Below are 25440 nucleotides of genomic sequence, written 5' to 3' on the forward strand. Positions count from 1 at the left end.
ATCTCTGCAACTCGATAGCAAACCTTAGCGATCAGGAGACCAACTCGTCAAGAGAATCTGACCTTTAAATACATCAGCAGAGTCATCCTACTTGCACCTACATCAGAATAAGGCAATATCAGTCCATGGAATTCAAAGTATTCACTCTATCTGTCGCTCTCGTCTTCGTCTTTCTAATTGAAGGATGCCAGACCATCCCGGTAGCTCAATCAACTCTCAAAAAGCCGCGCCAAAACGCGGCACTCGTGCTCGATGGCAAGGAGCTTGATGTCTACTGGGACGACGGCGACACATTCGAGTTTCGTGAGCATGGCCGAAAAACGCGGGCAAGACTGCGCGGCTTTAACACACTCGAATCTTATGGACCCGTGCACAGTTGGGGGCAATGGAAAGGCCGCGAACTCTATGAGGTCGCCTTTCAAGCGACGGCCCACGCTAAAAGCGAAGTTTGGGAATGCACACGCCATCTTGGCAGTGGAGGCTATGGCCGCATACTCGTAGACTGTCCCAAATTGAGAGAGACTCTATTGTCAAAAGGCTTGGCCCATGTATTCTGGATGAACGGCGCTGCTCCTGAAGAAATTCTAAAATTTCAACACCAAGCTATCAAAGAGAAGATCGGGATGTGGAGCAAAGGAGCTCCAAGCTGGGTACTCACGTCTATTCACTCCGCCAGCGAAGACAACCTACCCAATCCTTACAATCGGCAAGTTTCAACCCAGACGGGTGAAGCCATGGCCAGTACACATTCGAAACGGTACCAAACGTGCCAGAACGTCTGCGAGCAAGGCTCTTGCATGCTCTACGTTCCCTACCGGATGCGCTACGGTAAAAACCGAGCCAAGTGCCTTATAAGCCGATAGGCTTAACAGGATAGGAACCCACCTCGGCAACCATGTCTGCAATCGACTTACGAAGTTCATCCTCATTCTTCGACATCTCATAAAGGCTGGCACGAATTCGGCGTTTTGCCTGCTGGAGGTAACCTTCGGCAAGTTCCATTTCCAGCACACACTTTTCAACACCGCGTTCCTCGATGAGTGCCGTCGTTCTCGCTAAAACACTGGTCAATCCAAAGAGATCGATTGCAACATTAGCCAGACGCTTCTGCGCAAATTGCATCAAGAAAATCTTTTTGCCGTGCTTACGCAAAATGTTTTCGACATGACCTGCAAATTCGACCGTTTCCTCTTCAATGACGCTGGCCATTTTCTTTAGAGCAGGATGAGCGTTCTCAATCGATTCGCCCATGACGCTGCGCTTGATTCGCTTGATTGCAAAATCAGAAACTGGTCCCAGCCCCTTCAAAGGATGCTTGATGGCTTCCGCAAGACCTGCGAGTTCCTCACCGGGTCCTTGCATGCCACTCAAAGCAATAAACGCACGTAAGACCTCATTGGTGCCTTCGAAAATTCGGAAGATTCGAGCATCGCGAAGCCACATCTCAAACGGATATTCTTTCATAAATCCGTTGCCACCCCAGATTTGAATATTCTCATCAATGGCATTCCAAAGGGCTTCTGTGGCAAAGATTTTCGCCGCCGCGCTCTCCAGGTAGTAATCGACATCACCGCGGTCGATGAGGTGTGTGGTTAGATAGACCATACTCTCGGCTGCGTAGAGGTCGATGGTCATCTGGGCGATTTTATCTTGAATCATACCAAATTCGATAAGCTTCTTTTGAAACTGCCGACGTTCTGTTGCATGTTCTACGGCCGCTTTGATGCAGTTTTTGATACCACCAACACAACCCGCAGCAAGTCCCAAGCGACCATGGTTTAAAATACCCATCGCCACTTTAAAGCCCTTACCCGCTTCCCCAACGATATTCTCAACGGGGACTTTCACATTTTCTAGGTGAACTTCATTTGTCCAGGACGCCTTAATTCCCATCTTCTTTTCAGGAGGACCTACCGTGACCCCTTCCGATGGTATTTCGAGAACAAAACAGGTGACCTTCTCTTTCTTCGCACCTTTGTGTTCAACTTCGACTTTTGCAAAGACCGTAAGGAAAGTAGCGATCCCCCCATTGGTAATCCAAATCTTGCTTCCGTTGAGGGTGTAATGTTTCCCATCTTCGGACAACACTGCTTTGGTCTGGATGGATGCAGCATCTGAGCCACTGCTTGGCTCCGTAAGACAAAACGCTGCAATCAATTCACCCGTTGCCAGGCGCGGTAAAAAACGCTCGCGTTGCTCCTCATTCCCATAAAGAAGCAGCGCTTTGTAACCAATACTTTGATGCGCCCCGACGGTCACTGTGAGCGCGCTATCGTAAGTGGCTAATTTTTCAAAGATATGACCGTAAGCCATCATCGGAAGACCCAAACCATTATGTCGTTCTTCGACCAGCAGTCCCATGAGGCCGAGTTCGCTTACTTTATCAACGATTTCACGCGGCATTGCCGCATCCTCATCCCATTTCGTAGAATCGATGTGTTCGTCGGCAAACTTACCAACCGCTTCTTGCATCATAGCGACCGTTTCAGCCACTTCGGGCTCTAACCTCGGAAACGGGAAGACCATGTCTTCTCGAATATTTCCGAAAAACAATGACTTGATAAAACCTTCTGCATCTTCCTTCATAGCACTCTCCCGCACTTACATATTATAACGCACCACAGCATAATGGACTGAACGAAAACAATTCGCAAAGCGATTTGAAAAAGAATTCGGTCCTACCAGCCATGGCGAACCACTGGTGAACGTCACGCCCTGACTAAGAAATTATCGTAACATACGGGCGAGGGCGAAAATACTAAGGGGCGAAGAACCCTCTGCCTTATTATTGACGATAAGCAGCCCACCTTTGCCGAGCTTGAGCGCACGCTGAAAAATCGCGGTCAAAGTCTGTCGTACGTCAACATCTTGGTCCAAGATCTTATTAAACGGCGCATAACGCTTCGCGGCCGATTCAAAGCTCAGACCCTCACGGAGCATCCAGCGAACAACCAATTGCTGATTATTCTCAAGTGGCATCACCCGCAGCTGACGATCCAAGCTCGGCATCGTGGGATGAACATTGTAGCAATGATCGACCCTAAATTTATTAAGCACATCTCGGTATGTACGGGTAAGAAACTCCGCATTACGTATCTCCACCGCGTAGGGCACGCCGGTGGGTAAAGCGCCCAAAAACTTATCGAGCCGCTCTACAAACTTATGGGAACCTCCCAGGCTCCCCACCACCATCGGGGGAAATTGAAATAAAATGACTCCAAGCTTTTGACCCAACCCCTCGGCGGCAGGCCGAACAACATAATCTCTTGCCCATTCGGGATTGAGAAAATGAGGGTTCATGCCTCGTCCATAAGGCTCGCGCGGACTCACGACCGTTTGCCCTGCTTTAACTAAGAAACGAAAGTTGTCTGGTACTTGGCTGGCATAGTCGCGGTAGTCATCTAGGGGGACAGGGGCATAATAACTGCGATCGATGCCAACAGTTCGCAGGAGCGGATGCGATGCATAAGCCGCCAAACCCTGCCCCGAGAGATTCTTCTGGGACGTCTTGCGGTCGTAAACAATTCCTTCCCAGCCCGGAAAACTCCATGAAGAAGTGCCAAAGCGTATCGATGGGTGCAGCGCTTCCGCGCTTGTCGCATCCTCGGGGTCCACAGATGCGGGCCCAACCTTCGGTGCTTTTGGCATTTCAGCATCAGCAAACAGACTGAGCTGATCACTTGGGTCTTTACGCTTTGTCATCATCCGCTTCAAAATTAATCGATACCGAGTTTACGCAATAACGCAAACCACCTGGCTTCGGGCCATCATCAAAAACATGGCCCAAGTGAGCATCGCATTTCACACAAAATATTTCGGTTCGCACCATACCATGGCTGTTGTCGGGACGGGTTCCCACCGCTTCACTCTCAGCTCCCCAAAAGCTTGGCCAGCCACACCCAGAATTGAATTTATGATTGTCTTCAAACAAAACGGCATTACAACAGATACAGGTATATTTACCCGCCTCTTCATGAACGTTGTACTTACCCGAAAACGGCGCCTCTGTACCTGCCTGACGAGTCACTCGAAACTGCTCGTCGCTCAGGGATTCTCGCCACTCTTCATCGGTCTTTTCAATCTTCTCTGAACTCATTAAACACTCACTAAAAAGTTCGGACTCCACAGGATAACGCGCAGCGGGCTTGGGTTATTCCGAAAAGGAGACATCAGGTTGATAAGAATATGAACCAGACTCGATAGATTTTAAAGGGGTATCTCAAAAAGAATCGTTAGATTTATGACTAAAACTGCCCTTAAGAAGCACTGAATTTCTTAAATATCAGTGACGCATTTGTGCCGCCAAATCCAAAAGAATTACTCATCACCGCATCAATTTCGCACTTTTTGGACTCATGGGGTACGAAATCAAGCTCCCAATCCTCTGAAGGCTCGTCCAAGTTGAGCGTTGCCGGTACTTGTTGATCCCGAAGGGCTAAGATTGAGAAGATGGCCTCCACACTGCCCGCACCACCCAATAAGTGGCCTATCGAACTTTTCGTCGAAGAAACCTTCAATCGAGTGCGGTGGTCTCCGAACACTGAACAAATAGCCGATGCTTCTACCGAATCGCCAAGCGGTGTCGAGGTACCATGAGCATTGATATAGCCCACTTGCTCGGGCTCAAGTTCCGCGGTGCGCAGCGCGGCCTTCATTGCGCGCGTTGCTCCCCGGCCATCCTCAGCCGGCGCTGTTAAGTGAAATGCATCCCCCGACATCCCATAGCCGCAGATTTCACCGTAAATTTGCGCCCCTCGATTTTGGGCGTGCTCAAGCTCTTCAAGTATCAAAACACCGGCTCCTTCGCCGACAACAAAGCCGTCACGCCGCGTGTCCCATGGCCGAGAAGCTTTGGTTGGTTCATCGTTGAAACCGCGAGACAGTGCCCGGGCTGCTCCAAAACCGGCCAAAGTCATCGGACCCACAGCAGACTCCGTACTGCCAACCACCATGACATCTGCATCCGAACGGGCAATCATCCACATCGCGTCTCCCAGGGCGTGAGCCCCGGTTGCGCACGCTGTTGAGACGCAGTGATTCGGGCCTTGAAATCCGTAGGTCTGAGCAATCAAGCCTGATGGGATATTCGTAAGAATGGATGGCACAAAGAACGGACTGATTCGGCGGTGGCCCCGCTCTTTAACCATGAGCGTGGTCTCGCATATTGTATTAAAACCACCAATGCCCGAGCCCATTAAAACGCCAGTTCGCTCCTGGGCGTCTAGCTCCTCTGGAAACCAACCCGCATCGTCAAGAGCCTCCTTGGCCGCCGCAAATGCAAAGCCAATATAATCTGAAAAACGTCGAGCTTCTTTATGTCCTAATACGCGACTTGCCTCATAAGAGGAACTCTCTTCACCTCGGGGGACTTTACAGGCTATCCGGGTGGGTAGATTCTTGTATTCTTCACCCTCTAAAGCGACCGCACTGGAATCACCAGCTAAAAGCCGCTTCCACGTATGCTCAACTCCAACCCCTAAAGGGGTAACACACCCAAGTCCAGTGATGACTACTCGTCGCCGTTTCATGGAATTATCCTCAAAAGACCCGTACAGGATCGTTGCGGGCTCTAGTCCACCCGATTACTAACTCGAAACTGGTTGTATAATGTTTTGGTCCTTGGCCTCAACACACGTCAAAATAGCAGCCACCCAAACCAAATCTGCAACCAGCAAATGAACCAGCTGCATCCATCCCGGGGCATGCAATATGACATTCAACACACCGAGCATCATTTGCAGAGCAGTGCTCCAAACAAGGGCATTCGCAAGGTAACCCAAGGCACCGGACTGAGTCGTCCGTTCAACCGAAAGGCCCCATACCAAAATCCCGAGCCCTACACAGAGTGCAAGCAATGGGTGAACGATGCGGAGGCGAACCAAAATGTGCTGAGCCATTGAGATGTCGTTTACAATGGTCGCAATAAGCCCTGAGCCCTCAACCACAGGTACGGGAAAGAGAGTATCGCCAAGCGCTGTAATGGCTCCAGTGGCTCCAACCAAAACAAGACCGGTGACTAAGGCCAAGAGGCTACCCCGCCTTACACCTGTACCAAATGACCGTGGCCGCTCAACTGACCACCAAGCCGTAAGCGCTCCGCCGCCGACCAGACCGAGAGTGTTTACAAGGTGCAATGCAACCACAACTGCACGCACCGAAGATGTGTCTTTAGCGACCAGCCCCTTCAATACCAGAATCGCGCCGAGCGCGGCTTCTAAGAGAATAAAAACCAAAGTCACCCAAGCCGCAGTGCGGGCTCGATGACCCTTTGCAAAAACACGCCTTGCTATAACCACTAAAATAATGCCGAAGATGAGGGTCAAACCACTGGTGAGCCGATGAGAAAACTCGATTATCGTTTCTACACCAGGACTGCGTGGTATTATCTCACCACCACACGTTGGCCAATGGTCCCCGCAACCAGCTCCCGAGCCAGTAATACGCACCCATGCACCCCACAAAATCACTGCGAGATTGTAGACCAATGCGGCCCAAGCCAGGCGTGAAAACTTTATGTTCGATTCATTATTCAATCTAGCGTGCCCTGGCTTTCAGAATGTGGGCACGCTCGACCAAGGAGTCTAAACCCCATTCTCGATACTTCGGCCGGGTGTCGATCACCTCGTTTTCAACCAACATTTCAAGTTCAAAATAGTGACCAAAATTTTTCTGTATTTCCGCAGGTGGCACAGAAAAGGGAGGGCCATCGTGTTTGGCTTGGTCATAGTCGATACTCAGGAGCAATCCGCCTGTGGTGGCGCTGATGAGTTTACCCACATGCGCCCCATAGAGGCTCCTCACATCAGGCGGCAGAGCGATATGAGCGGCTCGGTCATAGATAAAATCAATATCGCCTAACCATTTCGTATCGGTCTCGAAAAAATCACAGCAATAGATTGTAATCGAACCAGAGCGCATCAAACGAAAGCCATGCTCCTGCTCCCACTTGGCCTCCATCTTGTTTTCTGTAAAGAAAGACTCGATAGCGATTTCGCTAAGCTCAACACCCACCACTTGGTGTCCCTGCTCCGCGAGCCAAATCATGTCTAAGGTTTTACCGCAAAGAGGTACCAAGACCAGGCCTTTGCGCTCCCCGGCGACGCGTTCCCAGAACTCCACGAGCCGTGGATTAAACTTTTCCTGATGCCAACCAATCTGATTGTCAGCCCAGCGTTTACGCCATGCATGTCCTTCCATCGCAACCTCCTGCAGAGCTTCTACCCAGCTGAGGAAAAGGTCACAAGGAAAAGATGGAGCTTTAAAAAAACAAGTAATATCAGGCTAGTGGGATTGCCTCTTGTCGGACGAAAGCCATTTCTCAAGAATCAATTTCGCCGGGCCGCTCAGATCGCCAAACTGCAGCCCAGCTTCTTTGTGTGAACCAACGCTCACCCAAGCGATGCTGCAAGGCCCCTTCACCATTCCCCAAGCGGTCGCAAAGCGAATCTCGGCCGCGCCACCTCTTTCGATGGCACTGCCATTATCCTCGCCAATGATCCGAAACCTCGCGCCCCCCAATGACAAATCAACCAGACGGCCGAGAAATGTTTGACCATCGATTTCCAGATCACAACTGAGTTGCATGGGCACTCTCATGTGACGGCGCTTCTGCGGTTCTTGACGCTCACGCAATTGTTCCGAAGTGACTTCTAATTGGCTGGCCGCCTCTGCCACCAAAAGCTTAGAAATGGCGACACTCAATCGCCGAAAATTCACTGGTTTTGCGAGCATTTCGTCGCCGCCAGCCTGCACCAACTCGCTTCGAGAGTAGCGGGCTGAGTAGGCAGTTACGAAAATGATTCTTGCACCCTTGCAGTCGATGTTTTGCGCGAACACAGGAACTTGTCCGATTCCTCGACCCCGTAGAATTTTAGTGATGTCCACTCCGTTTAGGGTGGAGCCCGAAAGCTGGATATCCATCAGAATGAGGTCGAAGTTTTCTTTCTCAAGAAGCTCAAAGACCTCGCGGTCGTTCTTTGCCCGTGTGAGGTTAAACTTATCTCGCAACCAAAGCTGCGCCACCTCCCAATTCGTATCCTCGTCTTCCACGTAGAGAATACGTTGATGGTCTTGGGCCTTACGACGCCCGAGAGGTACTGGATTTAACCGCCTAAACTCCATGTTCCCCCCGGATAAAAAGAAGCCCCCAAACGACAACTTGTTAAGTATAGCCGGATAGCCCATTGAAACGATAGCCAACAGCACCTTCTCTAAACATCATCCTAACCACAAAGTACGCTTTGATCTCTTACCTCCAACCATTATGTAAGATTCTACTCACCTACCGTTCAGGCATTGATCCCGAGACTAAAAACGCATTCACTTCATCTATGACTGACAAGAACTATTCGAAACTGAAAATGTTGATGGAAGAGGAAGTCCCTTTTAATAAACACCTGCAGATGAAGCTTGAGAGCATCCGTGAGGGTTATTGCTTGGTACGTATACCCTGGGCGACACACCTTACAGGCGACGCGAGTCGGCCAGCGGTTCACGGCGGGGTTCTTGCTACTCTTCTCGATGCTGCCGGCGGCGCAGCCTGTTGGAGTCTCTTGGAGAACGAGAGCGACCGGCTCAGCACCGTGGACCTCCGCATCGATTACTTACGCCCAGGGCCCGCACAAGCAATGATCTGCGAAGCTAAAGTGGTTCGGATGGGCAATAAAGTCTGCGTTGCGCGAATGGAAATATTCTCAGAAGGAGATGACCCAAACGAAATTGGTCCCATCGCTACCGGGCAAGGGGTTTATAATGTAGCCAAGCCCAAAACTCGTTCTAACAAAGTTTAAACTCAACTGAAGAGAATTGTTGATTTAGGAATACCAACCATAAAGATGCATCAGTGCATCTCCTCGTACCCTGAAACCAGCCCGTAAATTATTCTTACTGGCTTCAAGCCAAGCATCGCGAAATTGCTCTGCACTCTGGAACCGGTTCACAGGGTTTTTGCATAATGCGACGGCTAAAACACGTTCGATATCTTTTGGAATATCTACAACATAAGAAGATGGCACTGGCGCATGCTCGTAAACAATCTTGTACAACACACCAGGAAGCTCTTCAGCAGCAAAAGGGGTTCGTCCCGTTAGCGCCCGATAAGCAATGGCCCCCAGTGAGAATACGTCGCTTCTCGTATCTACATCGATAGAGCGCGCTTGTTCTGGAGACATAAAAGCCGGTGTTCCCACCAGTTGGTTGCATGTTAAGGTACCCTGGCTTCCCTCAAATTTAGAAACCCCAAAATCCAAAAGCTTCCATGACTTCACGCCATTGAAGGTTGTGCAAAATAGGTTTTGCGGCTTCAAGTCTCGGTGAACGATGCCCGCACGGTGAACCGCGGAGAGCCCCACCGTGATTTCGTCAAGGCACTGGGTGACCTCATCAACACTCATTACACCAGATTGACGAAGAACTGCGGCCAGGTCCTCGCCTTCGAGGTATTCCATGGCAATAAAATGCGATGAAATCGGCCCATCCAAGCGGCCCACTTGATAAACCTGAACCACGTGACTGTCTTTGACGGCGCGGAGCATATCTCCCTCGCGTAAAAAACGAGCCAAGTTTGAAGGGTCACACCCCTCTGTTTCAGATAATATTTTAACAGCCACGCGTATGCGGCTGTCTCGGTGATAGCCAAGATAAACCTCGCCCATGGCACCGCGGCCAACCACCGCCTCAAGGCGAAAAGGTCCAGCCATTTCACCAGAAAAACGCCCCGATTTCCCCGCCCCATAGCGGCGGACAGCATTAATCTCTTGATTGACCTCGTGAAGTTGAAACTCACGTGCCTCCGCTTGATAGGCCGATGAATGCGCCTTCTCTAAAGCCCCTACCAAAGTTTGCCGTGACTTCTGCGCACACCAAAGCGTGCATAAAAGAACCAACGGCACCATCACGGTCATAAAGATACGACCCGTATCGTCATAGACCGATGTCGCAAGCATTCCCATATCCGGAATAATTCCCAGAACGACACCAAGCGCCAAAAGGAAATACCCCAGTGTTGCGCTAAGCGGGATAATCCATGCGTAAAAGGGATCGCGGGCCAGCCCAAAAAAACTAATGCCCAGAGTAAGTGTTAAAGGCGCTGGTGAAAATACCCCTAAAAAGTAAATCACGGGAAGTGAGCTAAGAGATGCCGTCCAACCGAATGCCCGGTAAACAAAACGGGTATAGCCACTTGGCTGTGCCGCGCGCTGAGCAACCCAGAAACAAACAGGTACTAAAACAAAACAGGCAACCTGAGCGGCGAGCTTTAAATCGGGGTGACCTTCAACCAAACCAATCAAGGCTCCCGTAATCGCACACAAGAAGCCTAATACTTTGGACCAAGTTTGGGCGTGAATCATTTCTTGCGCGTCGAACGACTCGGCTGCACGAAGTTCTGGGCTCAGCACACGCGATTGCAGCACTTCGTTGGACAAATCTTGCCGCTCAGCCTTAGGGGGAGGTCCTCCGGGAACAACCGTTCGTCCTGCCCCAAGTTCCTTGGAATCAAACGTGCCTGCTGAAAGGACCGAATTCGAATGCATAGCTTATCCCCTGACAAGTTCGCTTAAGCGCCTCATCAACGTGTCCAAAATACCTGCGCGCCGTCTCCTTACACACAAGGCTCATTTATTTAGGAATCGCTGCTCGGGTCCCCATACCCATTCGTGAGCAAACTACCAATGCCGCTATCACCCACAAACGGGGCTTCAGTCAACGGGCACAAGCCGCCTAAGTGACCTAAAACTACCTTATATTTGATACTTTTTCGTTGCCTTTTGAAGTTCTCGCTGTCATCAGAGCAATTCGATAAAACATAGGATATTCAGTTGAGTACACTCATTCTTATTCGGCACGCGCAGGCATCTTTCGGAGCCGACGACTACGACCAGCTCTCAGAACTTGGCTACCAGCAAGCGGCGCTTCTCGCCAAATGGTTTGCCAAAGAGCCCCACAGCATCGACCGAGTGGTCTGTGGTCCCTGCAAAAGGCACCAACAAACCGCTGAAGCTACACTGAGCCTCTCCTCAACAACTCCCCAAGATGCCGAAATAATTGAAGAACTCGATGAGTTTGATGCATTTCGTCTCTTCGGCTGGTTTATGCAGCGCGAAGATGACCCGCGCAGTGAAGAGATTCGCAATCTCATGGTGGCTCAGGATCCGGCTCAAGCAGGTCACTTGGGCAAACTCTTGGAGCAAGTCACGCTTGAATGGGCGCGCGGTGAACACGTGATCCCCGGCATGGACACATGGGCGCAAACACGTAAACGAATGGAAACCGGTATTCGCAAAGTCACCGAAACCATGAAGTCATCCCAACGGGTCGCACTCTTTACATCGGGCGGTCCCGTAGGTGTTGCGATCGGCATGGCTCTTGAGCTCTCCGACGAGAAAACGATGCAAATGTGCTGGGCTGTGTATAACGCCGCGTTTTCCCGCTTCTTCGTCAACGACGGTCGTTTCAATCTCGATAGTATGAACAACCTGCCGCACCTTGAGGCCGAAGAGCTCATCACAAGGCGCTAAAATAAAAATAGTCCATGACAAATAAAGGCCAAAGCTCATACGCTATGGCTAAGTAGATAAAGTGAGAATAACGATGTCTGAACAAACGATACCGGTCGTAAACCTTAGCCACTTCCATGGCGGTAGCTCTGAGCAACAACAACAATTTGTTCAAACCCTTGGCGATGCGCTGATGGACCTTGGTTTCTTTGCCGTTACCAACCATGGCGTTGACTCAACGTTGATCGAGCGTTGCTATAAGCATGCCGAGTTGTTCTTCTCAAAATCAGAAGAGACCAAAAAAAGATATGAGTTTGAAGAGCTCAATGGTCAGCGTGGTTTTACAAGCTTTGGAAAAGAGCACGCCAAAGACAGCCCTGCGCCCGACCTTAAAGAGTTCTGGCATGTGGGGCGTGAACTCACTCCAGACCATGCACTCGCAAAAGTCTATGGGCACAACATCTGGCCTAAGCAGGAAGATGTTAGCCTGGACTTTCAACCTGACTTTCTCGAACTCTATAAACAACTCGAAACATGCGCGATGACTCTGCTTCAGGCTTGCGGTATCTACCTGGGAGAATCGACAGAGCTTCTTTCCGACATGGCCATCGACGGTGATACCATTTTGAGAATCATTCATTATCCACCTATTGCAGATGATGCAGAACCTGCATCCATTCGTGCCGGTGCACATGAAGATATCAATCTCATTACTCTACTGTGTGAGGCGACCAATGGAGGGCTTGAACTACTCCAACGCGATGGCACCTGGCGTGCGATACATTCGCTCAAAGGCCAAATTGTAGTCGATGCTGGTGATATGATTCAGAACCTCACCAATGGAGTTCTCAAAAGCACAACTCATCGCGTCGTGAACCCCAATAATGCTCGAGAGCGGCGCTTTTCGATGCCCTTCTTCGTTCACCCAAGGGCCGAAGTGAGCCTTCAACCTCTGGAATCATGTGTCCGTAAGATGGGGCCTAATTCAGAGTTTAAATCCATCAGTGCTCGAGACTTTCTGATGCAACGGCTGAAAGAAATCGGCTTGACTGTTTGACTCTCCGTATCCCCTGTGGCCGAATTAAGGGGTGAAGTATTCTATCTGTATAATTACGGCCTTTGTTGGCCTGGCGGGCTGCCAACAACCCATCGCTGACGGCACAGAAAGTGTCTTTGACGAAAACCTAGTCAACACCTACCGCAACGCCTTACCGACCTACCCTAATCTTATTCCACCCACCCCCATGGAAACCATTGTCGTTTCCCCAGGTACACCGCAGGCTCTTGCTCCAGCCTTGGCCGAGCAAAGCTTAGCGCCGGTAAAATATACCTTCAATTTGATGAATGAGACGCTCGTCGAACTTACCAGTTTCCCTCCGACTCTCTACAATGAGGACACCACGCAACTGGTTTGGGGTCCCTTTGAAGCACGAAAAGATTTCGGGACACTCGCCCTCTTCGTAAGCAAAAACAGTGACTACAATGCCGACTATTTTGACGAGGACGAACCGACCGGCTCGCCCCTAGAATACATCTTTGCCTTGATGCGAGGCGCAAATTACGACTTGAATACACTCACGCCGATTGTACTCGGTGGCTCAACCCCCAATGCCGACAACCCTGAATGGGGCCTCACCCTGCTGGTTTTTGATTTTGATACCAACAAAAGTTTTGTTGAAGCCTATGGCAAAGTTTCAGACCCGGGCTGTTTAGCTTCAGGGAGATTCGTAGCTCTTCGTAATCACGGACCCCATCTTGATGAGAACGGAGTCCCCACCGACAAAACGCTTACATCCGTAGCTGGTATTTTTCGAAACTTTGTTCCCAAAAACGCGCCCGGCGCGCCACCTATCGACCTCGACTACCTCTACGGAGATATTGCATCCTCCGATACCACCCTCTCCTATTCCAACTTCGGTGCGCAATTTGACTTTGATGGTAATCCAGACACGCTCGAGAACGTCGCTGTAAAGATGGCATTTTGGAGTTATCTCAGACGCAGCCCGGCTGGCAGTGGGCGCGCTGAATTCGTGGCAACCAATGCGGAGATGGCCGAAGGTCAATTCCTCCAGGCAACCGAGTGCTGGGATTACAATCTTTCAAAAAGCTATTTTACGATGGCCAGTATTTACGGTGAAGAAATCACACCCGTTAGTACCATGGGAACACCCATTACCAGCTGTGATGACAGCCTAGAAAACGGGTTAGATGTGATAGGTTTACCGTCAGCGAACGAAGCGGACCCTAGAATCAAAGAGCTGCTCGAGGATATCGCACAAAATGGGCTTCTAAATGATACTGGCGAAGAGCCTGCGAATTAGAGTAAGGTCTGGCAACTTCAACATCAGGAGCGCTTCATATGAGTGACCTAACAAGTAAATTCGAACAATCACAGGTTGATGTGAAAACCCTCACCTCCAATCCTGGCAACGAAATGCTGCTAAAACTTTATTCGAATTTTAAACAAGCAACTGTTGGAGATGTTCAAGGTAAGCGACCCGGTATGATGAATATCGCAGGCCGTGCCAAATATGACGCATGGGCAGGCTTAAAAGGTCATTCTAAAGACCAAAGTATGGAAACGTATATTACGCTCGTTGACCAATTACTTGGCCGCTGAAGTTTAAAACGATGAATCCGGCACTGCTTTCAAAAAGACGTTTCCTTGCCGGGCACCAATGTCTTCTAAAAATGTGGAATCAATTTCACCGAAGAGAATTGGCCGCTCGCTTCTCAGGCTTTCAAAACGTTCTGTTCAAAGGCGGCATTCAAGTTGAAGAGCTTGCCAGAACAAAATATCCCAAAGGGGTTCAGATCCCTCACCGCCAAATCACTTCAGCTGAAGCAGCGCACCAAACCCTTGATGCCCTAACCGACCACAATACCAGTGCGATATTTGATGGCGCATTCACTTTTCAAAACACATTTATTCGAACCGATATTTTGGCCAAGACCCCCGAAGGCTCGTGGGATCTCCTTGAGGTTAAAAGCACCACTCGAGTTCGTCAGAGTCATCTCGTAGATCTGGCTTTACAACTTTGGATGCTCCGGTCACTGGGCATTGATGTAGACCGTGCAGGCATGCTCACCGTCAACAAAAACTATCAATTTCAAGGCGGTGATATTGAGCTGGAAAAGTATTTCAACTTCACCGATTGCACCGACGACTTAGATGATTTGATGACTCAGGCTGAACAATCCGTCAAAAAGTTTAACATCATTCTCAATGACGAAGTTCCCCCAATTGTGCGCCAAGGCAAACAGTGCTCCAAACCACATCCGTGTGCGTTTTACGACCACTGTCACGATGAACCTGTGGAAGAACTCCCGTATCCGATTACTCTACTTCCCCAGCTCTCGGGGCATCTACGTAACCGATTAGAAAAGCAAAACATCACCGATGTACGGGAACTAACGGACTCCAAGGACTTGGGACCAATACAGATGCGAGCGCTTCGCTGTATCAAAAGTGGTCTTCCCGAGGGATCCGACAAACTTGCTTCAGAGATATCCAAGGTTCAATACCCTATTCACCATATCGACTTTGAATCTTTCATGAATGCTATTCCATCTTATCCGCATTCTCGGCCATACGACTCCATCCCATTTCAGTGGTCTAACCATATCGAGCACGAAGACGGGACCATCGAGCATCAAGAATTTCTTTGGCCACATAAAAGTGACCCACGCGAAGCGTTTACCAAAAGCCTTCTAAAATCCTTGGGCGATACAGGAACCATTTGTATCTATTCAAACTATGAAGAAGTTGAAATCGCGCAAATGGCAAAACTATTCCCAGAACTCAGTGTACCGCTCAAGGCGCTTTTAAAGCGCACCTGGGACGTGATGGTTCTTTTAAGAGACCACTTTTATCACCCCGGATTCTTGGGTTCATTTAGTATAAAGAGAGTACTGCCTGCGCTGGCACCTCATCTACGTTACGAAGAACTTGATATCTCGGACGGTAAAGCGGCGATGCACGAATACCTGCGCAGTATTGAATTGGAGTCAGATGAGGAACGTGAAGAAATTCACAAGCAGCTTCTTGTTTACTGCGCGATGGATACGCAGGCACTGATTGAGATTAGAAAATACTTAAAGACCTGGGTTGAGTCTCAACCCACTGCGTGAAACTCAACTGTTTTCAAAAGCTCGCCGCGTCCTGCGGGTAGGTCTACATCCGGCAACCGATTAAGCACCGAGCAAATACCCTGAGCATGAACGACCGAAGCATCACAAACTTCTTGTGAGCGATAAAAGCTACCACGTCGTTCCAAATTATTACGGTCACCATGAATATGCATGCGCTGCGCATAAGCGTAACCTAAAAAGAGGTCTCGCATAATTTCAGCTTCGGTCGGCACTTCGGGAATGCTCAAACCATCTACCCGCTCTACAACCGCACTCAGCGCCATCAAGTTACCGCCTGCCTCGTGAACCTTTTGGACAAGGCCAGAGCGTACAGTTTCAATGTCGTGAAAAAGTTCTTCAAAGCTCTCATGCAGTACATCCGTGAGCATCACCTCAGCAGCCTCGGCAAGTTCGATCCCCATCTTCGCTGATTCAGCAACAACGTGAGGCATCATTTGAGCGACCATCGTGGTGCGAACAGCCGGACCACCGCCCCACACAATCGGTTGGTCAACATGGCGAGCTGCATTGGGTGCACCTGCCTGCTCTCGTAATTCTCGGATATAATACATGCCCGCAATGTGGCTGTTGCCTTCGAGCTGTATCATCGCGGAGCGTGAACGTTCTGCCCAGCGGTTGATTCGGTCGCGTAAAGTACAGCGCAGCTTCAGGACACGCGTTAGACTCACGGTACCGGGTACCGGAAACTCACCCGTCGTCTCTTCGGCAAAAACCGAATCGTCGTTGGCTCCAAAGCTATTTTTCGTGAATTGAAATTCTGGAATGATTGCTGTCACCGCCGCTCGCCTCCTCAGAACCCTAACATCGGGTTCACCCACCTAAGTCATCGTCGGGTATCGCGAGCACTTGAGGCAAAAGAGGCCTTGGCGAGGTGTTATTTTAGGTGTTCATGACTCGGAGGACGTATTTGCTTAAAAAGTTTTCTACGGACTCGTAAAAGTCTGTAATTGTTTCACTTTTTCTAAACCCGTGGCCCTCACCGGCATACACGCGGTACTGATACTGCACCCCATTTTTACGTAAAGCTTGAACAATACTTTCAGCCTGAGCCAAGGGGACGACTCGATCCTCCTCACCCTGGAAGATCGCCAGAGGGCGTTGAATCTTCTCCGCATGAAAAATTGGGGACCTCGCCTTAAAGATTTCCTGGGCCTCTGGCAACACACCGATCAAGCCATCGGGATAATGCGCCTCGAATTTATGGGTGTCGGCCAAGAGGCCAAACAAATCGGTAACGCCGTACAAAGAAACACCTGCACAAAAAACATCGGGTTCATGAATCATGGATTGTAAGACGGTATAACCCCCCGCACTGCCACCCATGACAGCACATCGACTGCCATCTACCTTGCCTGCCTCGGTAAGAAACCGCACACCCGCGACCACATCTTCAACATCCACGACTCCCCATTGGCCTTGCAACGCATCCATATAGGCACGTCCATAGCCGCTGCTCCCACGATGATTCGGTAGGAACACTGCGTATCCACGAGTTGCGAAGTACTGCGCTTGGACATTGTAACGTGCGGTCTCTTGGCTCGTCGGCCCACCATGGACAATCACCAAAAGCGGGGGTGGACCCTCCAGACCCGGAACGGAGCCAACCGGTGGATAATAAATCCCGTGGGCTAAGCATCCCCCTGCGCTCTCGTAAGTCATCGGCTCGGCTTTACTAAGGGCATTCGCCTCAGGTGCTTGGGCTGCCACCAAGTAAGTTTCTAATTCACCCGATGGACAATCCCAGCCAATCAGACGGGATGCCAAAGCACCACCACTTGCAATTGCCGTGACGCGAAGACCGTCCGGGGAAATACTCAAATGGGACAGATCACCAAAATGCGATAGAGAATCGAGGTCTTCCTGAACCCCATTCTTTAAATCAATAAGACACACACGCATAAAGCCAGCGCGATTCACGATGGTCAGTGCCTTTTCATCATTATGAATCAGAGCATAAGTTCGCAAATCTTGAACCCATGCCGGCTGGCCGTACTCCTCTTGCCCAAAAGTGAGCTGCTTTCGAGAGCCGGTCTCAATCTCCACATTCCAAATTTGTCCGAAACCTTCTCTATCGCTTACATAGTAAAGACTCGTCCCGTCCTCTGAAAACTCTGGCTGAAAAACCGAAACATCACCGGCCCCATCAAGAGCTTCGGCATTTTCAAGAGTAGGTAGGACCTCACCGTCAACAAGAACTTGACCACACTGAAGCACTGAGCCATCCCAAGGCATATTGGGATGATTCCAAGAAATCCAAGCGACATGTTTTCCGCAGCGGCTCCAGCGGGGCTGCATGTAGAAGTCCCAACCTTCACTCAGAATACGCGGCCAATGACGACCCAGAGTATCCACAACCGCTAAACGGTCCTCTCCGTCATCGTGGTGAACGTAAAGCATCCACTGCCCGCAAGGAGAAATCGTCATCGATGCGCTTCGTCCGAAATCAGGTGTGATGGCCACTGGCTTTCCACCCTCAAGGCTCATTCGGTAAATTCGACCCGAGCCCTTCAAAACGAAATATACGTGACCGCCGTGAACCGTAAAGTCGCCTCCGCCGTAACCGACCTCCGCATGAACATTCAATTCACCGGTTAAATCCCGTGGTGCTTTTCCCGGCCCTTTAACAACCAAGACACCTTGGCCAGAACGTCCTTCTAGCCACACCAGAGTTTCACCATCACTGTCCCATTTAGCATCACCCAGCCTTAAAGAACCGGCGACATCTTCTGGCATGATTGGACTGGCTTGAATATTCTTACGACCGTGTACCATTGGCTTATTCTCTTCTCTGCTCAAAATTCGGTTGGGGCTTCATTTCATCAGAAATGGCACTAAAGCACACACCAATAATCTTGACCTTCAACGTAACCGATGTCCTTGAGCCGCTCTCTAATCAAACTGCGCGCACCACGACTTCCCACACAAGACACCAGCGGGCAACCCGAATGGGCCTCCAGATCAGCAGGACCAATCACGGGAACCCCCAGCCGAAGATTCCCAATCTTTCGTGGGTCGATATCTACGAAAGCACGCAGCTTCACACCCTCGGCAACAAGAAATCGTCCCAATTTTCCGCCCATTTGTCCCGCCCCCCAGAGCACCACATGCTCGGCCTCCTTCAACGGACCACGGGCCATGAAATGAGCACGGCATCTTAAAAAGGCCTCCGGGCTGTAGCGGCTATCTTGTCTCGACGTTCGGTTCGGATAATCACGCCACCGCAAAAGCGTTTCGTTAACCTTAGCAAACCGCAGCCCTGCCTCTGCCGCCCGAAGCCAAAGGTCATAGTCCTCCGGCCAATCAAGATCTCGGTATCCACCCAAATCTAAGATTGCCTGCCGACGAAACATCACAGTTGGGTGCGAGAGCGGGCTTTCTACATAGCGCTCTCTCATGAAATCCTCATGCGTTAACAAGGTTTCCAGCCAGGCATCGTAATGCCGGTACCCGCCACCTAGTTCACCCTCACTAAAACTTTGTACCTGACAGGTTGCTATCGACACTTCAGGCGAGCTCTTCATCAGCGCATATTGAAGTTCCAAGCGGCGCGGCAATGCAATGTCATCGCCGTCCATTCTAGCGATGTACTCGCTTCGACTGGCATGCAAGCCAAGCTGCAACGCGGGAACCAAACCTGGCTTGTCTCCTGTGTCTAGGAGTCGCAGCCTGGTGTCTCCCGCAAAACAACGCTTTGCGATCTCTGCCGTATCGTCTGTGGAACCATCATTCACTAAAATGAGTTCGAAATTCTCAAACGTTTGAGCCTGAAGACTTAAGAGCGTTTCTTCTAGAAACTCCCCACCGTTACGCACTGGCAACAAAATAGAAATCTGGGCTTCGCTTTGGCTCTCCATGACTAGTATCTAATGCATTTACACTCTGGTCGCCAGCGCCGGGATACGTTAGAAATTCTTCAATCGGTGATTAAGAAGGAACCTGCCATGACAAAATATTCTAGTTTGATTCAACATTGGCACCTAGACCACGAAACAACGTTTATCAATCACGGGTCCTATGGAGCCTGCCCTAAAACCATCCTGGAGCAACAAACTCAAATAAGACAAGAACTTGAAAGGCAGCCCGTTAGGTTCTTCACCCACGAACTTCTTCCTAGAATGGATGCTGTCAGGGTTCGGCTCGGCAGCTTTCTAAAAACTGAGGCAAATACGCTCGCCTTGATTCCGAATGCCACCCAAGGGGTCAATACTGTCCTGCGTACTTATCCACTCGAAGCCGGCGACGAAGTCATTGTCACCAACCATGGTTACAACGCCTGTAATAACGCTGCCTCTTTTATTGCCAAGGAACGCGGAGCCTGCATCAAAACCGCGACACTCCCCTACCCCGTGCAATCCAGTGACCAAATTGTGGACGCCATTGAGTCGGCCATCACACCGCAAACAAAGCTAGCCATCATTGACCACATCACAAGTCCAACGGCGGTGGTCACGCCGATACGTGAGATTGTTGAGTGTTTAGACAAGAAAGGGATCGATACCCTCGTCGATGGAGCCCATGCTCCTGGTCAAATTCCAATCGACCTGCAAACAATCGGCGCAGCCTATTACACGGGTAACTGTCATAAATGGCTTTGCACTCCTAAAGGCTCTGCTTTTCTCTATGTGCGTGAGGATAAACATCATGAGGTAAGGCCACTTGCTATCAGCCACGGTGCGAATGCGCCCGTTGGAGAGCGTTCATTCTTCCGCAACGAATTTGATTGGCAAGGCACCCATGATCCGACTGCACATATGGTCATCCCTGCAGCCATCGATTTACTGGGAAGCTGGATGGAGGGAGGATGGGATGAAATTCAAAGCTCCAATCACGTACTCGCCCTTAAAGCACGTGATGTACTGTGTGAAGCTCTGCAAATCAGCCTTCCTGTACCCGACACCCTCTTTGGATCCATGGTCGCAATTCCCCTAAACCCTGAGGTCTTGCCTGGCGGTTTCCCCAACGCTGGGCTCCAAAAGATTTTAATGGACGACTATAGGATAGAGGTCCCAGTCTTTGACCAGCCCTACTCTCCAATAAAAACATTACGAATATCGGCCCAACTCTACAATCATCTTTCTCAATATGAACACCTAGCGCTTGCGCTCTGCGAAATACAAAAATCACAAAACATTCAGTTGGGATTTGGTCATGAGTGAATACAAACGTTTAGATAGAAAGACCGGCTACAGCGGAACATTTCTTAATATGTTTATCGACAAAGTCCAGCTACCAAATGACCATGTCGTGGAATTAGAGTTCATAGACCATCCGGGTGCGGCTGCGGTGGTAGCTTTAGATGACGAGGGCTGTATCATTATGGTACGTCAATTTAGGTACGCTGCGTCGGGCTTCATATTGGAAATACCCGCAGGAAAACTTGATGCGGGTGAAGAACCACACACCTGCGCCGAGCGTGAACTTCAAGAAGAGACGGGGTATACCAGTAACTCTTTTGAACCTTTAGGGTTTATTTGGACAACGCCGGGATTCACCAATGAAAAAATATGGCTCTATCTGGCTACAAATTTGAAGAAGTCCACTCAAGCGTTAGAGGATAACGAGGTTCTGACAGTTGAGAAAATCCCAGCCGCTCAAGTTATCGAGGATGCTAAATCAGGACGTATCAATGACGGGAAAACAGTCATCGCTTTACTGCGCGCTGAGCCGCTGCTCAAAGCATCGGGTGTGATTTAAGAATGCTTAACCACCTCCCCCTCGAGGTGGTCTTGCACGCTTAGTTAGATGGCTCCACTCCATCAGGCATTGGCTGCCCTGCCATCTTAATAACGCCTTGTACGGTTTCAACGAGAGCTGGTTCCATCACAACCGCCGCGCCGCGCTCGATGTCAAACATTGCTGCTAAGTCAAACGCCACACCTGGTAAAGCCGTAATCACTGCATCTGCATACTCCAGCGCAAAGTTCGTACACAGCGCTTCCATACCTTCAGGTAAAACCTGCGGCGCCTCTGTACTGGCTTCTCCACCGGTTACTTCCCAGATCATTGATTTGGCTCTTGCCGGGTCGACCTTAAGCTCAGGCACGCCCAAGTTTACCTCAACCATGACGGGGATACTGGCAGAAACAAAACCGGTGAAATCAGTTTCAACACCATTTTCATCCATGGTTCCTGCTACCTGCATGTCGGCCCACTCCAGTCTTAAATCACCGCCGCAATCATTTAAGATTGGCGAGGTCATTGGAGTTAACGATGCAGTTATGCGCTCAAGCCCCGCTACATTTTCAATCGCCGAAGCAGCGAACGAAGTAGGCACCGAGCCACTAAGTTCACCTGTCCAAAAGGCACTGAAGAGGCCCTGGTTCACAACATCTAAGTGCTTCATCGCATCCATCGAGTAACCCGAGTTCCAGACATCTTCTTCAAGTATTTCGCATGACCGCACCAGCGAGCCTAAAGGCTCTCGCACCGTCCCACGCTCAGAAGCTGTTTTCGTTTCGAATCCAATAAACATTCCACCGGTGCGTAGGTCGCCGCTCTCCGGTGCCCTAAAAGACAGAGAAGATATCTGGGTATCTAAGGTCAGCTCTGGACTCGGTAAACCTGCTTCCAGACTTGCACCCAAGGCCAATGGACCTGATGTAGACATTCCCATAATAAAATCTTCAACTACATCACCGACACTAAGTGGATCTGATGGGTTTAAAAGTAGGAGGTTGACCGCTGGTTCCAAGAGAAATTGAAGGTCGTTTAAAAACAGCCCTAAGACGCCGTCTGTAAAAACCGTGATTCCAGAAGCTAAGAGACTAAGGTCTACCTGACCTAAGTCAAAAACTTCGAGTCCGCCCAAAATGGATACGCCACCGAGGTCAATCTGGATATCTTGAACTGGCGTCAAGTCCACTTGCCCACCCAGCATATCGATGGTCCCGTTTACGAGCTGAACATCAACTGAACCAACTTCAGTCGTTTGAATATTAAAACCTGTTTCCATAAGCATCCGCTCAATGGCTAAGCCTGAATCAACCCACGCTGTAGGATCTGGCTCCAATGCTCCTAGAGGTGCAAGTGGGCCGCCTGCAGTAGCGGGGCAAATTGTGTTGAATGGTGGCCCTGGCGGGATAAACAAGCAAACCAAGTCGAGTGAATTAAGCGTGATGAAGCTGGTTTCTAAAACCGCGCTCACGTTGGTAAATCGAGCTTCGATGTTCACAGTAGCACTTGTGCGCACAGTTGCCGTGAAACCTGGTCCTTCAACATTCGAGTCAATCGATACATCGGCATCAAGTCCGCCATCGCGTGCCTCTAAGCGCAGTCCAACTTCGTTCATGTCCAGTTCAATCACTTCACTCTTCATGACTACGCCGCCGAAAAGTCCGATGTCACCAGAGAGTGTAATTGTGCCGACACCTTCAATCTCAATTGGAGGCAGAGACATAGGAATCGTTTGGTTGAGTAACTCGAGTTCTTCCTCATAGAGTCCAATCGAACCACCAAAATCATCGACGCTTAAATCGTTTAGGATAATTTCACCAACAGTTGCCAGATCGTCTACTTCGTCACAGACGTAAACGCCATCTACGGTAGAGCATGGGTGGTCAAAATCATCGAATGCTTCTTGGCCAAGGCGAAATTCAATTCGGTCACCAAGTCCAGCCATTGCTTCCTCTTCTACCAGAGGTGCATCCCACCACTGAGTCGAGTAATAATAACCACGGGTCGCCGTGTCTTCTTTACCGCCGAGGCTTAAAACACGAGCATCGATTTTATTAAGACCTTGTACAGATGACATCTCGTGCTCAAATGAACCGTCCACTTTTACTTCAACCGTTTCACCATTCACGTAAAGAGCATCGACTCCGACACCTTTATCATCCACACGTCCCAAAACAGTTAGAGTCGTATCGCCATCAAATGTTTCACCGCGATTAGGGAAATCGATGATTAAATCAGGAGCATCATGCGTACAGTCCGCAGCACAGCCATCATCATCAAGGGTATTACCATCATCGCACTGCTCGGCGGGGTTGAGTCGGTCATCGACATAACCATCACCGCAAATGGACTCTCCACAGGCTCCGGCCAAACAAATCCCAGCAAATGAGCCCCCGTCGCAGATGTCACCGTCTTCTAAAGAAAGGTTCTTACAGCTGAAGCCGTCAGCGGCACATGAGTCCTGAGTACATGGGTCTTGATCGTTACATTCAGCATCGCTCTGGCAAACAAACTCAACACCTTGGAGCGTCTCTTCTGCACAACCGACGACTATGAGGGAACAACTTACCAGCACTGCAAATAAAGCCCGATTACTTCTCATTAATTTCGTATCCCGTTTTCCACAACCAGAGAGTTAAACTGAACTCCATAACCGAAAGACATGGAGCACATTCACCTACACACTATTCGAGGCCTTGGTTAAGATTTGGATAAGAAAACCGTAGAATGGCGGATACAGAGCCCAAAGAGAAATGTAAGCCGCTGATTATGTTGAACTATTCAACAACAGCTAATTTATGAAAGCGCCAGCTATTGTTGCCATGGTTGTGCAAATGTATCCGGATGGGTTCACCTGCATCGAAAGCCATAGGAGCCGTTAGCTCCTGAGAATAGGCGGCCGCAGGGCTTGGGATGGGCATCGTTCTCTCCCAAAGCAGCTCATCACCAATGGTCATTGCGACATAAGCCTCGGCTGGTTCGAGATATACCAAAGTTAAATGCCACAGAGACCACTCAAGGGTATCACCTGCCTTAAGACTTCGAGGCAGGGGTTGCTCCAGGGTCACGAAGTTACAAATACCTGTATCGATCTCCAAAATTTGGTCTGAGCCTTCACCCTCTACTTTGTAGCCACCTTCTGGGCACGAGGACTCTTCAGTGGCAAAGGCACTGTAGGGGTCATTCTCTAATGGAACATATTCCCAAAGCGTATGGTTGACGAGACTACCTACCTCAGTTTCATCTGAGCATCCCACTAAAATACAAACCAAAATGGATAATGCCAAATTGAGAACTGAAAACATATTAAGGTCGCTCAACCTTCACGAAACGTGTCATCGCCCAATGTAACAAACCGGGTGTATGCTGCCCCAAAGAGGCTAGAAAAACACCGTGACCCGTAAATGTATATTCACGCTTTCTTCGCATAATCGCCGTCGCCATCACTTTGGCAGCTTTGTCAGCACGCCACATCAACTTGCTGGGCCGGCGGTCTTCTCGATCCGGGTGAAATACTCCGTTGTTATCGACTTGATTGATTTCACTTGAAACCAAACCTGGGAGTAAGTTGGTAAGCGTTACACCGCTACCATGCAGCTCAAGCTGAAGTGAGCGGCAAAGACCAACCAATGCAAATTTTGATGAGACATACGGCGAGGACTTAGACATCGCGATTTTGCCCATGACACTCGATACAACAGCCAAGCGCCCATTCGTTTTCTCAATCTCAGGCAATGCCGCCTGGAGCGTATGAACAACGCCAAGCACATTGGTATCAAATTGTCCCTTCCACTGTTCGGGACTGATTTTTTCAAACTTGCCAGCGACACCAAAACCAGCGTTCGCAACCACAATATCAAGCTTGCCAAAATGCCCGACGACTTCAGCCACCGACTTTTTAACCGCCTCGGAATCGGTCACGTCACAAACTACGGACAGAACGCTCTGGGAATCACTGCTTAATTCCGCCGCGGTCTCCTGAAGTTTTTCCAGCCTTCGACCAGAGATCGCAACTTTCGCTCCGCGGTCTAAAAACTCCTTGGCCAAAGCCTTACCAATTCCAGAACCACCGCCAGTTATCCACACTACGTGCTCATTACAGTCTATAGCCATGTGACTA

23 protein-coding genes are annotated in these 25440 nt (G+C 49.8%); 9 read left to right on the forward strand and 14 right to left on the reverse strand.

Features of this window, described 5'->3' with window-relative positions; translation table 11 throughout:
• Nucleotides 1–125 precede the first annotated feature (125 nt).
• Complete coding sequence (locus HOK28_02555; protein MBT6431943.1) at nt 126–863, forward strand: nuclease; 738 nt, start codon at nt 126–128, stop codon at nt 861–863.
• Here HOK28_02555 and HOK28_02560 read toward each other — a convergent pair.
• From HOK28_02560 to HOK28_02590, 7 genes are all read right to left on the reverse strand, one after another.
• Nucleotides 850–2586 carry an acyl-CoA dehydrogenase gene (locus HOK28_02560; protein ID MBT6431944.1) on the reverse strand — a complete coding sequence of 579 codons (1737 nt, stop codon included), beginning with the start codon at nt 2584–2586 and terminating at the stop codon, nt 850–852. The two genes, HOK28_02555 and HOK28_02560, sit on opposite strands and share 14 nt — an antisense overlap.
• A 141-nt stretch (nt 2587–2727) precedes the next feature.
• On the reverse strand, nt 2728–3702 hold the full coding sequence (locus tag HOK28_02565) for a DUF72 domain-containing protein (GenBank protein ID MBT6431945.1): 975 nt from the start codon (nt 3700–3702) through the stop codon (nt 2728–2730).
• Nucleotides 3689–4096, reverse strand: coding sequence for a peptide-methionine (R)-S-oxide reductase MsrB (msrB, locus tag HOK28_02570; protein MBT6431946.1), 408 nt, complete (start codon nt 4094–4096; stop codon nt 3689–3691). The genes HOK28_02565 and msrB overlap by 14 nt, the downstream gene beginning before the upstream one ends.
• 160 nt (nt 4097–4256) lie before the next feature.
• Nucleotides 4257–5528 (reverse strand): beta-ketoacyl-ACP synthase II, encoded by a 1272-nt coding sequence (gene fabF, locus HOK28_02575; protein ID MBT6431947.1) that lies wholly within the window; start codon nt 5526–5528, stop codon nt 4257–4259.
• Between the two features lie 57 nt (nt 5529–5585).
• Complete coding sequence (locus HOK28_02580) at nt 5586–6533, reverse strand: heme A synthase (GenBank protein ID MBT6431948.1); 948 nt, start codon at nt 6531–6533, stop codon at nt 5586–5588.
• Between the two features lies 1 nt (nt 6534).
• Nucleotides 6535–7197 (reverse strand): thiopurine S-methyltransferase, encoded by a 663-nt coding sequence (locus HOK28_02585; GenBank protein ID MBT6431949.1) that lies wholly within the window; start codon nt 7195–7197, stop codon nt 6535–6537.
• 84 nt (nt 7198–7281) lie between these two features.
• Nucleotides 7282–8121 carry a response regulator gene (locus HOK28_02590; protein MBT6431950.1) on the reverse strand — a complete coding sequence of 280 codons (840 nt, stop codon included), beginning with the start codon at nt 8119–8121 and terminating at the stop codon, nt 7282–7284.
• Between the two features lie 209 nt (nt 8122–8330).
• Here HOK28_02590 and HOK28_02595 point away from each other — a divergent pair, with 209 nt between their 5' ends.
• Nucleotides 8331–8789, forward strand: a complete 459-nt coding sequence (locus HOK28_02595) for a hotdog fold thioesterase (protein ID MBT6431951.1) — start codon at nt 8331–8333, stop codon at nt 8787–8789.
• A 24-nt stretch (nt 8790–8813) separates the two neighbouring features.
• On the opposite strand, the gene HOK28_02600 is transcribed toward HOK28_02595, so the two are convergent.
• A complete protein-coding gene (locus HOK28_02600) occupies nt 8814–10532 on the reverse strand; it encodes a serine/threonine protein kinase (protein ID MBT6431952.1) in 1719 nt (572 codons plus the stop codon).
• Nucleotides 10533–10817: 285 nt separating this feature from the next.
• Here HOK28_02600 and HOK28_02605 point away from each other — a divergent pair, with 285 nt between their 5' ends.
• The 5 genes from HOK28_02605 to HOK28_02625 all read left to right on the forward strand — a co-directional run bounded on the left by HOK28_02605 (nt 10818) and on the right by HOK28_02625 (nt 15626).
• Nucleotides 10818–11516, forward strand: coding sequence for a histidine phosphatase family protein (locus HOK28_02605; protein ID MBT6431953.1), 699 nt, complete (start codon nt 10818–10820; stop codon nt 11514–11516).
• 73 nt (nt 11517–11589) lie between these two features.
• A complete protein-coding gene (locus HOK28_02610) occupies nt 11590–12552 on the forward strand; it encodes an isopenicillin N synthase family oxygenase (protein ID MBT6431954.1) in 963 nt (320 codons plus the stop codon).
• 31 nt (nt 12553–12583) lie between these two features.
• On the forward strand, nt 12584–13816 hold the full coding sequence (locus tag HOK28_02615; GenBank protein ID MBT6431955.1) for a hypothetical protein: 1233 nt from the start codon (nt 12584–12586) through the stop codon (nt 13814–13816).
• A gap of 38 nt (nt 13817–13854) precedes the next feature.
• Nucleotides 13855–14115, forward strand: coding sequence for an acyl-CoA-binding protein (locus HOK28_02620; protein ID MBT6431956.1), 261 nt, complete (start codon nt 13855–13857; stop codon nt 14113–14115).
• Nucleotides 14116–14126: 11 nt separating this feature from the next.
• On the forward strand, nt 14127–15626 hold the full coding sequence (locus HOK28_02625) for a DUF2779 domain-containing protein (GenBank protein MBT6431957.1): 1500 nt from the start codon (nt 14127–14129) through the stop codon (nt 15624–15626).
• On the opposite strand, the gene HOK28_02630 is transcribed toward HOK28_02625, so the two are convergent.
• The 3 genes from HOK28_02630 to HOK28_02640 all read right to left on the reverse strand — a co-directional run bounded on the left by HOK28_02630 (nt 15611) and on the right by HOK28_02640 (nt 19501).
• Nucleotides 15611–16423: a hypothetical protein gene (locus HOK28_02630; protein MBT6431958.1), complete on the reverse strand. Its 813-nt coding sequence runs from the start codon at nt 16421–16423 to the stop codon at nt 15611–15613. The genes HOK28_02625 and HOK28_02630 overlap by 16 nt on opposite strands.
• A 103-nt stretch (nt 16424–16526) precedes the next feature.
• Nucleotides 16527–18419 carry a S9 family peptidase gene (locus tag HOK28_02635; protein ID MBT6431959.1) on the reverse strand — a complete coding sequence of 631 codons (1893 nt, stop codon included), beginning with the start codon at nt 18417–18419 and terminating at the stop codon, nt 16527–16529.
• Between the two features lie 59 nt (nt 18420–18478).
• Complete coding sequence (locus HOK28_02640) at nt 18479–19501, reverse strand: glycosyltransferase (protein MBT6431960.1); 1023 nt, start codon at nt 19499–19501, stop codon at nt 18479–18481.
• Nucleotides 19502–19588: 87 nt separating this feature from the next.
• On the opposite strand from HOK28_02640, the gene HOK28_02645 reads away from it, so the two are divergent.
• Together HOK28_02645 and HOK28_02650 are read left to right on the forward strand one after the other, a co-directional pair.
• The gene (locus HOK28_02645) at nt 19589–20803 is read left to right on the forward strand and encodes an aminotransferase class V-fold PLP-dependent enzyme (GenBank protein MBT6431961.1); all 1215 of its coding nucleotides are present in this window, start codon (nt 19589–19591) and stop codon (nt 20801–20803) included.
• Entirely contained in the window at nt 20796–21341 is a 546-nt protein-coding gene (locus tag HOK28_02650; protein ID MBT6431962.1) for an NUDIX hydrolase, read from the forward strand. The genes HOK28_02645 and HOK28_02650 overlap by 8 nt, the downstream gene beginning before the upstream one ends.
• 40 nt (nt 21342–21381) lie before the next feature.
• On the opposite strand, the gene HOK28_02655 is transcribed toward HOK28_02650, so the two are convergent.
• The 3 genes from HOK28_02655 to HOK28_02665 form a co-directional block, all read right to left on the reverse strand.
• A complete protein-coding gene (locus tag HOK28_02655; protein ID MBT6431963.1) occupies nt 21382–23922 on the reverse strand; it encodes a DUF4215 domain-containing protein in 2541 nt (846 codons plus the stop codon).
• 175 nt (nt 23923–24097) lie between these two features.
• Nucleotides 24098–24625, reverse strand: a complete 528-nt coding sequence (locus HOK28_02660; protein ID MBT6431964.1) for a hypothetical protein — start codon at nt 24623–24625, stop codon at nt 24098–24100.
• Nucleotide 24626: 1 nt separating this feature from the next.
• A complete protein-coding gene (locus HOK28_02665) occupies nt 24627–25433 on the reverse strand; it encodes an SDR family NAD(P)-dependent oxidoreductase (GenBank protein ID MBT6431965.1) in 807 nt (268 codons plus the stop codon).
• Nucleotides 25434–25440: the final 7 nt, after the last annotated feature.

This window comes from Deltaproteobacteria bacterium (assembly GCA_018668695.1).
Taxonomy (GTDB): Bacteria; Myxococcota; XYA12-FULL-58-9; order XYA12-FULL-58-9; family JABJBS01; genus JABJBS01.

Bases quoted from the DNA above. Each gene is read 5' to 3' on its own strand.
- HOK28_02555 (MBT6431943.1), top strand. From the start codon at position 126: ATGGAATTCAAAGTATTCACTCTATCTGTCGCTCTCGTCTTCGTCTTT.
- HOK28_02560 (MBT6431944.1), bottom strand. From the start codon at position 2,586: ATGAAGGAAGATGCAGAAGGTTTTATCAAGTCATTGTTTTTCGGAAAT.
- HOK28_02565 (MBT6431945.1), bottom strand. From the start codon at position 3,702: ATGACAAAGCGTAAAGACCCAAGTGATCAGCTCAGTCTGTTTGCTGAT.
- msrB (MBT6431946.1), bottom strand. From the start codon at position 4,096: ATGAGTTCAGAGAAGATTGAAAAGACCGATGAAGAGTGGCGAGAATCC.
- fabF (MBT6431947.1), bottom strand. From the start codon at position 5,528: ATGAAACGGCGACGAGTAGTCATCACTGGACTTGGGTGTGTTACCCCT.
- HOK28_02585 (MBT6431949.1), bottom strand. From the start codon at position 7,197: ATGGAAGGACATGCATGGCGTAAACGCTGGGCTGACAATCAGATTGGT.
- HOK28_02590 (MBT6431950.1), bottom strand. From the start codon at position 8,121: ATGGAGTTTAGGCGGTTAAATCCAGTACCTCTCGGGCGTCGTAAGGCC.
- HOK28_02595 (MBT6431951.1), top strand. From the start codon at position 8,331: ATGACTGACAAGAACTATTCGAAACTGAAAATGTTGATGGAAGAGGAA.
- HOK28_02600 (MBT6431952.1), bottom strand. From the start codon at position 10,532: ATGCATTCGAATTCGGTCCTTTCAGCAGGCACGTTTGATTCCAAGGAA.
- HOK28_02610 (MBT6431954.1), top strand. From the start codon at position 11,590: ATGTCTGAACAAACGATACCGGTCGTAAACCTTAGCCACTTCCATGGC.
- HOK28_02620 (MBT6431956.1), top strand. From the start codon at position 13,855: ATGAGTGACCTAACAAGTAAATTCGAACAATCACAGGTTGATGTGAAA.
- HOK28_02625 (MBT6431957.1), top strand. From the start codon at position 14,127: ATGAATCCGGCACTGCTTTCAAAAAGACGTTTCCTTGCCGGGCACCAA.
- HOK28_02635 (MBT6431959.1), bottom strand. From the start codon at position 18,419: ATGGTACACGGTCGTAAGAATATTCAAGCCAGTCCAATCATGCCAGAA.
- HOK28_02640 (MBT6431960.1), bottom strand. From the start codon at position 19,501: ATGGAGAGCCAAAGCGAAGCCCAGATTTCTATTTTGTTGCCAGTGCGT.
- HOK28_02645 (MBT6431961.1), top strand. From the start codon at position 19,589: ATGACAAAATATTCTAGTTTGATTCAACATTGGCACCTAGACCACGAA.
- HOK28_02650 (MBT6431962.1), top strand. From the start codon at position 20,796: ATGAGTGAATACAAACGTTTAGATAGAAAGACCGGCTACAGCGGAACA.
- HOK28_02655 (MBT6431963.1), bottom strand. From the start codon at position 23,922: ATGAGAAGTAATCGGGCTTTATTTGCAGTGCTGGTAAGTTGTTCCCTC.
- HOK28_02660 (MBT6431964.1), bottom strand. From the start codon at position 24,625: ATGTTTTCAGTTCTCAATTTGGCATTATCCATTTTGGTTTGTATTTTA.
- HOK28_02665 (MBT6431965.1), bottom strand. From the start codon at position 25,433: ATGGCTATAGACTGTAATGAGCACGTAGTGTGGATAACTGGCGGTGGT.